The sequence below is a fragment of the Dokdonia sp. MED134 genome, from assembly GCF_000152925.2.
GTDB lineage: Bacteria > Bacteroidota > Bacteroidia > Flavobacteriales > Flavobacteriaceae > Dokdonia.
The window spans coordinates 2,789,486-2,803,471 of sequence record NZ_CP009301.1 but is presented as its reverse complement, the minus strand read 5'-3'; the positions used below and the strand labels follow the sequence as shown (position 1 = coordinate 2,803,471).

General features: G+C 37.0%; 17 protein-coding genes. 2 read left to right on the top strand and 15 right to left on the bottom strand.

The genetic code is table 11. The annotated features are described in order from the left end of the window. The first annotated feature begins 55 nt into the window (after positions 1-55). Together purT and MED134_RS12400 are read left to right on the top strand one after the other, a co-directional pair. Positions 56-1,219, top strand: a complete 1,164-nt coding sequence (gene purT / locus MED134_RS12405) for a formate-dependent phosphoribosylglycinamide formyltransferase (protein ID WP_038599640.1) — start codon at positions 56-58, stop codon at positions 1,217-1,219. A gap of 36 nt (positions 1,220-1,255) precedes the next feature. Further along, positions 1,256-1,663, top strand: a complete 408-nt coding sequence (locus tag MED134_RS12400) for a Dabb family protein (RefSeq protein ID WP_038599637.1) — start codon at positions 1,256-1,258, stop codon at positions 1,661-1,663. 44 nt (positions 1,664-1,707) lie between these two features. On the opposite strand, the gene MED134_RS12395 is transcribed toward MED134_RS12400, so the two are convergent. From MED134_RS12395 to rplO, 15 genes are all read right to left on the bottom strand, one after another. Continuing rightward, a complete protein-coding gene (locus MED134_RS12395) occupies positions 1,708-2,622 on the bottom strand; it encodes a dimethylarginine dimethylaminohydrolase family protein (protein ID WP_038599634.1) in 915 nt (304 codons plus the stop codon). A gap of 99 nt (positions 2,623-2,721) precedes the next feature. Then, the gene (locus MED134_RS12390; RefSeq protein ID WP_052084233.1) at positions 2,722-3,219 is read right to left on the bottom strand and encodes a GyrI-like domain-containing protein; all 498 of its coding nucleotides are present in this window, start codon (positions 3,217-3,219) and stop codon (positions 2,722-2,724) included. A gap of 102 nt (positions 3,220-3,321) precedes the next feature. After that, entirely contained in the window at positions 3,322-4,608 is a 1,287-nt protein-coding gene (locus tag MED134_RS12385; protein WP_035327595.1) for a citrate synthase, read from the bottom strand. 696 nt (positions 4,609-5,304) lie between these two features. Next, complete coding sequence (gene eno / locus MED134_RS12380) at positions 5,305-6,594, bottom strand: phosphopyruvate hydratase (RefSeq protein WP_035327593.1); 1,290 nt, start codon at positions 6,592-6,594, stop codon at positions 5,305-5,307. Between the two features lie 138 nt (positions 6,595-6,732). Then, on the bottom strand, positions 6,733-7,845 hold the full coding sequence (gene carA / locus MED134_RS12375) for a glutamine-hydrolyzing carbamoyl-phosphate synthase small subunit (protein ID WP_038599631.1): 1,113 nt from the start codon (positions 7,843-7,845) through the stop codon (positions 6,733-6,735). A 114-nt stretch (positions 7,846-7,959) separates the two neighbouring features. Then, positions 7,960-8,661 carry a hypothetical protein gene (locus MED134_RS12370; protein WP_035327589.1) on the bottom strand — a complete coding sequence of 234 codons (702 nt, stop codon included), beginning with the start codon at positions 8,659-8,661 and terminating at the stop codon, positions 7,960-7,962. A gap of 138 nt (positions 8,662-8,799) precedes the next feature. Continuing rightward, positions 8,800-9,267 (bottom strand): 50S ribosomal protein L17, encoded by a 468-nt coding sequence (rplQ, locus tag MED134_RS12365; RefSeq protein ID WP_038599628.1) that lies wholly within the window; start codon positions 9,265-9,267, stop codon positions 8,800-8,802. A 57-nt stretch (positions 9,268-9,324) separates the two neighbouring features. Further along, positions 9,325-10,317, bottom strand: a complete 993-nt coding sequence (locus MED134_RS12360; protein WP_013751347.1) for a DNA-directed RNA polymerase subunit alpha — start codon at positions 10,315-10,317, stop codon at positions 9,325-9,327. Between the two features lie 25 nt (positions 10,318-10,342). Further along, positions 10,343-10,948, bottom strand: a complete 606-nt coding sequence (gene rpsD, locus MED134_RS12355) for a 30S ribosomal protein S4 (protein ID WP_038599625.1) — start codon at positions 10,946-10,948, stop codon at positions 10,343-10,345. An 89-nt stretch (positions 10,949-11,037) separates the two neighbouring features. Continuing rightward, positions 11,038-11,421, bottom strand: coding sequence for a 30S ribosomal protein S11 (rpsK, locus tag MED134_RS12350; RefSeq protein ID WP_035327583.1), 384 nt, complete (start codon positions 11,419-11,421; stop codon positions 11,038-11,040). 9 nt (positions 11,422-11,430) lie between these two features. After that, complete coding sequence (gene rpsM, locus MED134_RS12345; RefSeq protein ID WP_038599622.1) at positions 11,431-11,805, bottom strand: 30S ribosomal protein S13; 375 nt, start codon at positions 11,803-11,805, stop codon at positions 11,431-11,433. A gap of 5 nt (positions 11,806-11,810) precedes the next feature. Then, entirely contained in the window at positions 11,811-11,927 is a 117-nt protein-coding gene (gene ykgO, locus MED134_RS14995; protein WP_010519235.1) for a type B 50S ribosomal protein L36, read from the bottom strand. Positions 11,928-11,944: 17 nt separating this feature from the next. Then, entirely contained in the window at positions 11,945-12,160 is a 216-nt protein-coding gene (gene infA / locus MED134_RS12340; RefSeq protein WP_013751343.1) for a translation initiation factor IF-1, read from the bottom strand. Next, positions 12,160-13,512, bottom strand: coding sequence for a preprotein translocase subunit SecY (gene secY / locus MED134_RS12335; protein WP_035327579.1), 1,353 nt, complete (start codon positions 13,510-13,512; stop codon positions 12,160-12,162). The genes infA and secY overlap by 1 nt, the downstream gene beginning before the upstream one ends. 13 nt (positions 13,513-13,525) lie before the next feature. Next, complete coding sequence (gene rplO / locus MED134_RS12330; protein ID WP_038599618.1) at positions 13,526-13,978, bottom strand: 50S ribosomal protein L15; 453 nt, start codon at positions 13,976-13,978, stop codon at positions 13,526-13,528. Positions 13,979-13,986 lie beyond the last annotated feature (8 nt).

Sequence of the window (13,986 nt, the reverse complement as noted above, 5' to 3'; positions counted from 1 at the left end):
CTTTCACGCAAGTGAAGTTTATACTAAGCTTGCCGAAGTGCGAAAGCAAAACATTATGAATAAAAAAATAGTATTACTAGGCTCAGGAGAACTAGGAAAGGAATTTGTAATAGCTGCACAACGTCTAGGTCAGACCGTAATTGCTGTAGATAGTTATGATAATGCCCCTGCTATGCAAGTAGCAGATGGTCGCGAAGTGATAAATATGCTAGATGGGAAGGCACTAGATGCGCTTGTAGCAAAACATAGCCCCGACTATATAGTACCAGAAATAGAAGCTATAAGAACGGAGCGATTATATGATTATGAAAAACAAGGAATCACTGTAATACCTAGTGCAAAAGCAGCAAATTTTACAATGAATCGCAAATCTATACGCGATCTTGCTGCAAAAGACCTTGGCTTAAAAACTGCAAATTATCGCTACGCAACCTCTGCTCAAGAGCTCCAAAAAGCGGTGAAGGAAGTAGGCATTCCTTGCGTGGTAAAACCACTAATGTCTTCAAGCGGAAAAGGACAATCTACCATTAAAACACCAGACGACATACAACGAGCGTGGGACTACTCTCAAGAAGGCTCTCGAGGTGATGTTGCAGAGGTGATTGTAGAGGCTTTTGTAAACTTTAATTATGAGATAACCCTACTCACGCTTACACAGCACGACGGCAACACTTTGTTTTGTCCACCTATAGGTCACCGTCAAGAACGTGGTGATTATCAAGAAAGCTGGCAACCCGCTACTATGGAAGATGCCCATCTTAAAACCGCTCAAGATATGGCGGCTCAAGTTACTGCAGCGCTAGGCGGTGCCGGTATCTGGGGCGTAGAATTTTTTATAGGAGATGATGGCGTTTACTTTTCTGAGCTTTCACCACGTCCACACGACACCGGTATGGTTACGCTTGCAAACACGCAAAATTATAATGAGTTTGAGCTACACCTAAGAGCTGTGCTAGGACTTCCTATTAAAGAAATTACTCAAGAACGTATAGGTGCAAGTGCCGTTATACTAGCTACGGATCACTCAGAAAATCCAGGTTTTACTGGCATTAATACCTTGGCTACTGCGCCAAAAAGCGATTTCAGACTTTTCGGAAAACCTACTTCTCGTCCATACAGACGTATGGGAGTTGTAGTAACCTATGACGATCTTAATGGAGATATTACAGAGGTAGTATCGAGAGCAAAAAAACTTGCTGGTGCAGTTAAAACTACTTAACATCTGATTTTTACTAAATAATTTAAAGTGTACTATATGAAACTATCTGTAGCCTTATTTGTATTAATAATCACCCTTGGGTGCTCACAAGAAAATACTACATCAACCCGTGAAATAAGCAAGCAAGAAATGAAACATACAAGACAGCTAAGGCATATGGTACTCTTTAAATTTAATGAAGAGAGTACAATACAAGAGATTGAAAAAATTGTTACAGATTTCTCGACCTTACCATCTCAAATTAAAAGCATAAAAGATTATGAATGGGGATTACATAAAAGTGCAGAAGACTTAAACAAAGGTTTTACCCACGCATTTTTATTAACGTTTGACTCGCAAGATGGTCTAGATACGTATCTACCCCATACTGCTCATCAAAACTTTGTAGCCTCTATACAACCGCATATAGCAGATGTTATGGTAATAGATTACTGGACTAATTAAAGTGAAAAAGGCTGGAAGATAAAACTTCCAGCCTTTTTATTTTTTTAATCTCTTATAAGTGGCAATGTACTGCAGCGCAGCAAGCCTTCTTGCTTTGCTATCTCTGCATAAGGAACCTCTTCTACAGTTATATCTTGATCGCGTAGCCAAGTGTTTAATCTGGTAAAATTGCGTTCAGAAATGACTACCTCTGGAGAAATACTAAAGATGTTTGAATTCATATTAAACATCTCCTGAGAGGTGATTTCAAAGATATTTTCTTTCCCGTAAAAGTTTACCAGCCACTCGTATTCCTTTTCTTGTAAAAAGCCATTTTTATGAAGTATAGCTTTACCGTTACCCACTGGCTGAAAACAGCAATCTAAATGTAAGGCATTATTATAAGGATCTGTATTAGACTTTCTGAGATCAAAAGACATTACCTTCTTGCGAGGAAACAAATCTTGTATCATACCCACCGCAAGCATATTGGTACGCGCAATGATATAATCTGGATAATCATCACCTCTATATGTACCTATAAAAATATGATCATCTGCCAGCATCACATCTCCTCCCTCAATGTGCGCTTCTTCTGGTAATCTAAAAACGTGTGTAGACGGCACCTGTCTTATAACGTGCTCAATAGCTTCTATCTCTTCTTCTCTGTCTGGTAATATATTAGATTTAAAAAATTTATCATCTATAACAAATCCTATATCACGTGTAAAGATCTGATTTAGGTTCTCTATAATTTGCGGTCTGTAAACGTCTACATCATATTTTTTAAAGACTGCTGCAACGGCTTCCATTTCGGGAACCATATCTTTCTCTAGAGGATATGTTCCTTCTCTTAAATGTAGCGCAGATTTTGGGTCGTAGGCATCCTCAAGCTTTGGCGTAGGTCCATTACTTTCGGCAGTACCTAAGATTACGGCTCTAAGCCTTGAAGTTTCGTTCTTTACGTTTAGTTTAAGCATAAGGTAAAGATAACTCAGATTTGCTAAAAAAAGAATGCCAATCTATATGAAATTTATCATATACGCAATGCATCGTGATTTTTACGCTTTCGCGAAAGCTTACTTAATAGGTATCCACACTTCTTCTTCAGATTGTGGATTATTTGGGCCTAGGTAGTCCTCTGGCATAAATTCATAATGTGGTCTATCATCTAATTGATACCCAGAATTTGGCAACCACTGACTGTAGATATATTGAGCAAATACTCCAAAATCACGTGTGGTTCCTTTGTATGGAAAAACTGCCCATTTACCTTTTGGAATTTTTAATACTTCTAATTGATTTGGAATGTCATTTTCGGTTGTTACAGCTACTGCGGCCCATTTTACAAACTTAGTTTCTGGTGTAAATGGAGTAGTCATAAAATCATCTGCATAGCATTGCACACTATAACTCCCTCTATTAGACTTGTTAAGAATAGTCCTCCTTAGCGGTCCAAAGGCTTGCCATAACTGCATTGTAGTATTATGAGCTAGAGACATTGTAGCCTGTAAACCTACAAGGATAAGTTCACGTTGCTCTACGATAACTGGTGATGGGTATTTGGAATTTTTCACGAAAGTGAATTTACAATTTTTTAAATAGTTACGTTATTGCTTTTAAGGCATAAAAAAAGAGCAAGCTAAACGCTTGCTCTTTTATAATGTACTATTGAGTTCTTATCTCTCAGAAACTTCTTTAAAAGCTCTTAAGTTTTCACCAGTATAAACCTGACGTGGACGACCTATAGGTTCTTTGTTAAGACGCATTTCTCTCCATTGTGCGATCCACCCTGGAAGACGACCTAAAGCAAACATAACCGTAAACATCTCTACTGGAATGTCTAGAGCTCTGTAAATAATACCTGAGTAAAAATCTACATTAGGATATAATTTACGATCTACAAAATATGGATCTTCTAGCGCTTCTTTTTCAAGACCTTTTGCAATATCAAGAACTGGATCTTGTATACCTAGTTGACCAAGAACCTCGTCTGCAGCTACTTTTATGATCTTTGCACGTGGATCAAAGTTTTTATAAACTCTATGTCCAAAGCCCATAAGACGGAAAGGATCTTGCTTATCCTTTGCCTTTGCCATATATTTTTTAGTGTCACCACCATCATTCTTTATTGCCTCAAGCATTTCTATAACTGCTTGGTTTGCTCCTCCGTGTAAAGGTCCCCATAATGCAGAGATACCTGCAGAGATAGAAGCAAATAGACCAGCGTGAGATGATCCTACAATACGTACTGTAGATGTAGAACAGTTTTGCTCGTGGTCTGCGTGTAAAATTAATAACTTATCTATAGCAGCGATTATCTCTTTATCTACTGTATAAGCTTCATTAGGTTTTGAGAACATCATTTTATGGAAGTTCTCTACATACCCTAGTGAGTTATCTCCGTAATCTAACGGTTGACTTTTCTTTTTACGCATTGCCCAGGCAGCTAGCACTGGAAACTTAGCTAGTAGCTTTACGATTGCGTTATACATTTCTTCTTCAGAATCTACATTTACTGTAGAAGGATTAAATGCAATAAGTGCAGATGTAAGAGCACTTAATACTCCCATAGGATGAGCAGACTTAGGAAAACCATCTAAGATTTTCTTCATATCCTCATCTACGTGAGACTCAGACTTAATATCTGAATCAAATTTTGCAAGCTGCTCCTTTGTAGGTAATTCTCCAAAAATTAAAAGATATGCAGTTTCAAGAAAGTCTGCTTTTTCGGCAAGTTCTTCTATTGAGTATCCTCTATATCTTAGAATACCTTTTTCTCCATCAAGGAAAGTAATAGCACTCTGGCAAGACCCTGTATTTTTATAACCTGGGTCAATAGTCGTTATACCTCCAGTAGCACCTCTAAGTGCTTTAATGTCTATTGCCTGCTCTTGCTCTGTACCTGTAATGATAGGAAACTCGTAGCTCTTTCCGTCTATTGTTAAAGTTGCTTTATCTGCCATCTATGCCTGAAAAAATTTATTTTTACTTAGTTTATTTTGGACCGCTAAATTACAAAAAAGAAGTCGTTTTATTTAACATAATAGACCGCTAGATGGTTAATAAAATGTAAAAATATCGGTCTTTTGACCTTTCTATTGCTTACCGCGTAAATAAATAGATGGAGATGTATAAATTATCTTAAGATAGTACTGTGCGATAACTCTCTCAAATCATAGCTAAGCCCTCAAATTTAAAATAAAGATTTAATACTTAGATACAGTTTTTTAAAAAGAGCGAGCGTGCAGCAAAAGGGCCTCACTGCCCGCTCTTTACCCAACTTAAAAAATTATATACCTGTTTATTCACTAACGTGGTATCAACAATTGTGGGCAAACTATTAAGGTGTTACTTCTTGAATTTTAACTACCTAATGAAAGTCTAAAGATAACCTTATAGCGGTTACTTCATCTTTACATCGGCAATTTACGTTCTTTTTGTCGATGTACAAGTGTTTTTATGTAAGTTTATTCTTTCTTTTTTAGAAAACTTGCACTTTTTAAACATTCTACTTGTAAAAAATAATGAAATTTCTATTTTTTACTTAAACTGACTCCTATATGCCAGTAAACCAACAAAGTAAAGCAGACTCAAAATTAAAAATAGTCTCATAAAAAAACCCTCTCAGAGAGAGGGTTTTAAAAAATATAGTTTTAATTCTATTTAATTTTAAAAGCATTCATTGCCGGAAAGTAAGCAGTATCTGCAAGCATTTCTTCTATACGAATAAGTTGATTATACTTTGCCATACGGTCTGACCTAGAAGCCGAACCAGTTTTGATCTGTCCCGTATTAAGTGCTACTGCGAGATCTGCAATAGTATTATCTTCGGTTTCACCAGACCTGTGTGACATTACTGATGTATATCCAGCATTGTGAGCCATATTTACGGCTGCAATAGTTTCTGTAAGAGTCCCTATTTGATTTACCTTAATAAGGATTGAGTTTGCAATACCTTCATTAATACCTCGAGAGAGTCTCTCTACGTTAGTAACAAATAAATCATCTCCTACAAGCTGCACTTTATCACCCACCTTATCGGTTAAGTATTTCCAGCCTTCCCAGTCATTTTCATCCATACCATCTTCTATAGAGATAATAGGATACTTATCTGCTAGTTCTGCTAGATAATCTGCTTGCTCCTCACTAGTGCGTATTTTACCTCCTTCTCCTTCAAATTTTGCATAGTTATATTTTCCGTCTACATAAAACTCTGCAGCGGCACAGTCTAAAGCAATCATTATCTCATCACCCCAAGAATAACCAGCTTTTTCTACAGCAAGTTTTACACTATCAAGTGCATCTTCTGTACCGTCAAGTGCAGGCGCAAATCCTCCCTCATCTCCTACAGCTGTACTTAAATTTCTGTCGTGCAATACTTTTTTAAGATTATGAAATATTTCTGTACCCATCTGTAAGGCGTGACTAAAGCTCTCTGCTTTTACAGGCATTACCATAAACTCTTGAAAGGCAATAGGTGCATCACTATGAGAACCTCCATTTATAATATTCATCATAGGTACTGGAAGTGTGTTTGCACTAACTCCACCTATATATCTATATAATGGCATATTAAGCTCGGCTGCTGCGGCTTTTGCGCAGGCTAATGAGACTCCTAATATAGCGTTTGCTCCTAATTTCGACTTGTTAGGAGTGCCATCTAGCTCAATCATTAACTCATCTATGGCATTTTGTTCAAAAACTGAAACACCTAAGAGTTCTGGAGCGATAAGGGTGTTTACATTTTCTACCGCTTTCTTAACACCTTTACCCATAAAATCTGTACCACCATCACGCAACTCAACAGCTTCGTGCTCACCTGTAGATGCTCCAGAAGGTACTGCTGCTCTACCCATAGCGCCCAGTTCTGTAAATACATCTACCTCTACTGTAGGGTTACCTCTTGAATCAAATATTTGTCTTGCGTGAATTTCTATGATAATGCTCATTTTCTTAGTTGTTTTGTTAGTTACGTAAAAATACGATTTTGACCTTAATTTCTATAAATTGATAGGTTATTGTCGCGATAACGTTTTCGCGTAAGCGTTATAAAAAAAATCCCTGCCATAATGGAAGGGATTAAATTTTTATGCTGTTACGCTTTTTATATTTTCTATAAACTGATCAAATAGATAGGTAGCGTCATTAGGTCCTGGGCTTGCTTCTGGGTGATATTGTACTGAGAAGCAATTCTTATTTTTCATTTTAATACCAGCAACACTATGATCATTAAGGTGAACGTGTGTTATCTCTACCTCTGGATGTGCTTCTGTCTCTTCCCTATTAATAGAGAAACCGTGATTTTGAGAGGTTATCTCTCCTTTACCTGTAATTAAATTCTTAATAGGGTGGTTAATACCGCGATGCCCATTATGCATCTTATATGTTGAAATTCCATTTGCAAGGGCAATTACTTGATGACCGAGACATATCCCGAAAAGAGGCTCATCATCTGCAATGATATCCTTTGCGACCTGAATGGCATTTACTAGCGGTTCTGGATCACCAGGACCATTTGATAGAAAATATCCATCTGGATTCCAAGATTTCATTTCTTGGTATGTTGTATCATAAGGAAAAACCTTTACATAAGCTCCACGCTTTGCAAGGTTACGTAAGATGTTGCGCTTAATTCCAATATCAAGGGCTGCAATTTTAACCTCGGCATCCTCTTCTCCAAAGTAGTATGGCTCCTTTGTAGAAACTTTTGATGCTAGTTCAAGTCCTTTCATATCGGGAACTTCGGCTAGCTTTGCCTTAAGTGCTTCTATATTTTCTACATCTGTAGTAATTAAAGCATTCATAGCTCCATTATCACGTATGTGTGCTACTAGTGCCCTAGTATCAACATCAGAAATAGCAAATAAATCACTCTTGTCTAAAAACTGCTCTAGAGACTCCTGAGCATCTTTGCGAGAATAATTATAACTAAAGTTTCTACATATAAGACCTGATATTTTTACTTTATCAGACTCTGTCTCAACATCTGTAGCTCCGTAGTTACCTATGTGAGCATTTGCAGTTACCATTAATTGCCCAAAATATGAAGGATCTGTAAAGATCTCTTGATATCCCGTCATACCGGTATTAAAACAAACTTCTCCATATGAAGTTGCTTCTTTATCTCCAACGGCTTTACCGTGAAATATAGTCCCATCTGATAATAAAAGTAAGGCAGGTCTTCTAGATTGATATTTCATTCAGAATTTATTTTATAAACTTTACAAAAATAGGTTAAAAAAAGGTTTTCAGAAAAGGACTTTATCCCATATCTAAACAAAAAAAAGGGAGCCAAATAGCTCCCATAAATAATATTATAAACTGCCATAGTAACTGGCGATCTTTTCAAGGTCTTTCTCATCTCTAAAATTGAGATCATTTTTATCTGCATAGGCCTCAAGCATATCGGCTTTACTACCTGCAAGTTTTAAAAAGCTAGATTTTTTTAATTTAAACTTTTTAAAGCTTCTACCCTTCTTCACATAGTAAGAGTCTTTCATAAGATACTTGTCATTTTGTTGAGCAAGCATCGGGTTAGGGTTTCCTTCCTTAATATCGATTTTATAATCTTTATATATAGCAAAATCATCAGTTTCCGCTACAACCTCTACTAGACGGTAACCTCCCTCTACTGGAGAAAAGATGTTTTTATACGTCTTATTATTTACAACCATTTTCTCAATGTTTGTAAAATCAAAAGTAAATACTGAGTCTGTTCCTATCTTAGATTCAAAAACATTACGTCTGGCATTGAGATTAATATTATCACGCAAACGCAACGTCATACCTCCGGTAGTCTGTATAATGGCATTATTGCGCCAAGTATCAAATACGTGTATTGTCCCGTCTATAGGTCTTGGTGGATTATAAATAACACTTGACCCTCCGACGTTTGCCCCATCAGGACCAAATGTTGCTACAGCACCAAGTACATTGTTATTTGCATCTACACCTTTTTTTTGTGCGTAAAGTGATGTTGCTAAAACACACAATACAACTACAGCTATTTTTTTCATTTTCTAATATTTTAATTTCAGTAACTAATAGGCAAACACTTTGCCAAACATTTAATTATACCGCCAAAAATAAAAAAAGGGATTTACCTTGCAGTAAATCCCGATACTAATTAACCTATTTTCATAAGGTTTACCGTTCTATTCTTCCTCGTTAGAAGCAGTTTCTGTAACTGCAGGAGCAGCTTCAGCTTTCTTACCTCCACGACGAGTAGATTTCTTTTTGGCAGGTTTACCAGCGTTATAAATCTCATTGTAATCTACAAGTTCGATCATTGCCATATCTGCGTTATCTCCAAGACGGTTACCCAACTTGATGATGCGAGTATAACCTCCTGGACGATCACCTACCTTTGCCGCTACATCTCTAAATAATTCTGTAACTGCATCCTTCTGACGAAGTTTTGCAAATACAATACGACGGTTGTGAGTCGTATCAGATTTTGATTTAGTAATCATAGGCTCTACAAATTGCTTAAGTGCTTTTGCCTTTGCAACTGTAGTGTTTATTCTTTTATGTTCAATTAAAGAGCAAGCCATATTTGCAAGCATAGATTTTCTATGTGCAGTCTTTCTCCCTAAGTGATTAAATTTCTTTCCGTGTCTCATTGTAATAATTATTTTTCCGCTTTCGCGAAAGCGCTATTCTATTTAAAGTACAGCTACCTAGTCTTTATCTAATTTATATTTGGCTAGATCCATTCCGAAACTTAGTCCTTTTACATTTACTAACTCTTCAAGTTCAGTAAGTGATTTTTTACCAAAGTTTCTAAACTTCATCAAATCATTCTTGTTATAAGAAACAAGATCTCCTAACGTTTCTACCTCTGCAGCCTTTAAACAGTTAAGCGCACGTACAGATAAATCCATATCTATAAGCTTTGTTTTAAGTAACTGACGCATATGAAGAGATTCCTCATCATAAGTTTCAGTTTGTGCAATCTCATCTGCCTCTAGAGTGATACGCTCATCTGAGAATAACATAAAGTGGTGGATAAGTGTTTTTGCAGCTTCAGTAAGTGCTTCTTTAGGGTGGATTGAACCATCTGTAATTATTTCGAAGACTAATTTTTCATAATCAGTCTTTTGCTCAACACGGTAATTTTCTATACTGTATTTTACATTACGGATAGGTGTATAAATAGAATCTGTAAATATTGTTCCTAATGGAGCATTAGATTTCTTATTCTCCTCTGCAGGAACGTACCCACGTCCTTTCTCTATAGTGATTTCCATATTAAGGTTCACTTTCTTATCCATATTTGCTATAACCATATCTGGGTTAAGCACTTGGAATCCTGAAATAAACTTTTGGAAATCTCCAGCTGTTAATTGATCAACACCTGATAAAGATATAGTTACAGTCTCATTATCTATCTCCTCTATCTGACGTTTGAAACGTACTTGTTTGAGGTTAAGTATAATTTCTGTAACATCTTCTACTACTCCAGCCAATGTTGAAAACTCGTGGTCTACACCTTCTATACGTACAGATGTAATTGCAAAACCTTCTAATGAAGATAGTAATACACGACGTAAAGCGTTTCCTACTGTTAAACCATAACCTGGTTCTAAAGGTCTAAACTCAAATTTACCTTCAAAATCAGTAGAGTCAATCATAATGACTTTATCGGGCTTCTGGAAATTTAATATTGCCATATCGGTTTTCTAGCTTTAGTGGTTATTACTTAGAGTACAGCTCGACGATGAACTGTGTGTTGATGTTTTCAGGTATCTGAAGACGTTGTGGTACTGCCACAAATGTTCCCTCTTTCTTATCGTTGTTCCAAGTGATCCACTCAAAAACGTGACTTGCATTAGAAAGTGAGTTAGAAATTACTTCTAAAGATTTAGACTTTTCGCGTACAGCGATAACATCACCAGCTTTTACTTGATAAGAAGGGATATTTACAATGTTTCCATTTACAGTAATATGACGGTGTCCTACTAACTGACGTGCACCGCTTCTAGAAGGAGACATTCCCATTCTATAAACAACGTTGTCTAGACGACACTCACATAATTGTAAAAGAACTTCACCTGTAATTCCAGGAGCACGGTTTGCTCTGTCATACATATTTCTAAACTGACGCTCAAGTATACCGTAAGTATACTTTGCTTTTTGCTTCTCAGCTAGTTGTACAGCGTATTCAGATTTTTTTCCTCTACGTCTGTTGTTTCCGTGTTGCCCTGGAGGGTAATTTCTTTTTTCAAAAGATTTGTCTTCTCCGAAGATTGCCTCGCTAAATTTACGTGCGATCTTTGTTTTGGGACCAGTATATCTTGCCATTTTAAATGTGTGTTTTGAGGGTGGTTAGAAATTAAGGTCAATCCTTTGCAAACCGTTCTCCCTCGAGATATTAATTAAATAATTATTTATTAAACGCGACGTCTCTTTGGAGGACGACACCCGTTGTGTGGCATTGGAGTGATATCAATGATTTCTGTCACTTCAATTCCACTATTATGTACAGCACGTATAGCAGACTCACGTCCGTTACCTGGTCCTTTTACATAAACTTTTACTTTACGAAGGCCTGCCTCGTGAGCAACCTTTGCACAATCTTCTGCAGCAGTTTGAGCAGCATAAGGAGTGTTCTTTTTAGAACCTCTAAAGCCCATTTTACCAGCAGATGACCAAGAGATTACATCTCCTTTTTTGTTTGTTAACGATATGATGATGTTGTTAAAAGAAGCTGTTACGTGCGCCTCTCCTACTGATTCTACAACAACTTTACGTTTTTTTGCAGTTTGCTTTGCCATTATGCCTTATTATTTAGTTGCTTTCTTCTTGTTTGCAACTGTTTTACGCTTTCCTTTTCTCGTACGTGAGTTATTCTTTGTACGTTGTCCTCTTAATGGAAGACCTACACGGTGACGAATACCACGGTAACAACCGATGTCCATCAGACGTTTAATGTTCAAAGATACTTCAGAACGAAGTTCCCCTTCGATAGTAAATGTACCAACAGCATCACGAATACGACCTATCTCGTCATCATCCCAATCAGATACTTTCTTATCTTCTGATACATTTGCAGTAGCAAGTATTTCTTGTGCTCTACTTTTTCCTATTCCAAAGATGTACGTTAATGCAATTACACCTCTCTTTTGTTTTGGGATATCTATCCCTGCAATTCTAGCCATAACTATTAACCTTGTCTTTGTTTAAACCTAGGGTTCTTTTTGTTTATTACGTATAATCTGCCTTTGCGACGAACGATCTTGCAATCGGCACTTCTTTTCTTAATGGATGCTCTTACTTTCATATCCAGCTTTTTTCCGCTTAGTAGCGGTACGTTATACGAGCCTTTGACAAATCGTAAGGACTCATTTCTAATTTTACTTTATCCCCAGGTAATAATTTAATATAGTGCATACGCATCTTACCTGAGATATGCGCTGTCACAACGTGACCATTTTCTAGTTCTACACGAAACATTGCATTTGATAATGCTTCTATTATAGACCCATCTTGTTCTATTGCTGCTTGTTTTGCCATTATGCTACTGCTTTACGGTTTTTACCAGACTTCATAAGACCATCATAATGCTTATTAAGTAGGTAAGAATTCACTTGTTGCATAGTATCTATTGCCACTCCTACCATAATGAGTAGGGAAGTTCCTCCATAAAACAAAGCCCATCCCTGCTGCATACCTAAAACATTAACTGCGATAGCAGGAAATATAGCGATAAGTGCTAAAAATATAGATCCAGGCAATGTAATCTGAGACATAATCTTATCTAAATACTCTGCTGTTTCAGATCCAGGACGAATCCCTGCAATGAAACCTCCACTACGCTTAAGATCCTCTGCCATTTTATTGGTAGGAACTGTAATCGCAGTATAAAAATATGTAAAGATAATAATCAAAAGTCCAAAAACTAAATTATACCAAAATCCAAATATATTATTTCCAAAGTTAGTCTGTAACCAAGTACCTACCGATGTGTCAGCAAGGAAACTCGCTTCTCCAATAAGACCAGGTACAAACATAATAGCCTGTGCAAATATTATTGGCATTACTCCAGAAGCATTTAATTTAAGAGGTAAAAAATTTCTAGCTCCAAACGCATTCTTTTCATACTCACCAGTTGCAGTTCTTCTTGCATATGATACAGGAACTTGACGCACTGCCATAACCAATAGGATACAAAGAAGAATAATCACAAACCAAATTACTAATTCAATAAGGATCATTATTAATCCACCATTAGATTCAGTAACACGGGCAACCCACTCTTGTACAAATGATATAGGCATAGTTGCAATAATACCTACCATAATAAGTAGTGATATACCGTTTCCTATTCCCTTATCTGTAATCTTCTCACCTAACCACATCGCAAAGATACATCCTGTTACAAGGATAAGTACTGAAGAAATGTAGAATGTAGGTGTAAGACCCATTACAAAAGCAGTTGAAGGTACTCCTAGTGCAGGTAATGCAGCTAGGTACCCTGGCGCCTGTAATAAACAGATAGCGATAGTTAACCAACGCGTAATCTGATTAATCTTACGACGACCACTTTCTCCCTCCTTCTGTAGTTTTTGTAAATAAGGTATTGCAATACCCATTAACTGTACTACAATCGAAGCAGAAATGTAAGGCATAATACCTAATGCGAATACAGATGCATTAGAAAAGGCACCTCCTGTAAACGCAGCCAAAAGTCCTAAAAGCCCTTGGTCTGTAGAAGCTTGAAGACCTCCCAATTGTGACGCATCTATACCTGGAAGTACAACTTGTGCACCAAAACGATATACGAGGAGAAGCGTAAGCGTAAGAATTATTCTATTCCTAAGCTCATCAATCTTCCAGATATTCTTTATTGTATCTATAAATTTCATCCTCTTATATCGATTATAAAGTTACAGCTTCACCACCAGCAGCCTCAACAGCAGCTTTTGCAGTTGCAGTAAATTTATGAGCAGTTACTTTGATTTTAGCCTTAAGCTCACCTCTACCTAAAATCTTTACTAAATCGTTTTTACCTACAAGACCAGCTTCAATAAGTGTATCTATAGAAACCTCTTCTGTAAGACGACCAGCGTCTACATATTCTTGTAATGTGTCAAGATTTACACCAGCATACTCCTTACGGTTTATGTTTGTAAATCCAAACTTAGGTACACGACGTTGAAGTGGCATTTGCCCACCTTCAAAACCGATTTTCTTACTATACCCAGAACGTGACTTCTGTCCTTTGTGTCCACGACCAGCTGTTCCACCGTTTCCAGTTGCCTGGCCACGTCCTTTACGACCGTCGTTTTTCTTAACAGCGCCTTTTGCAGGTCTTAAGTTATTTAACTCCATCTGTTATT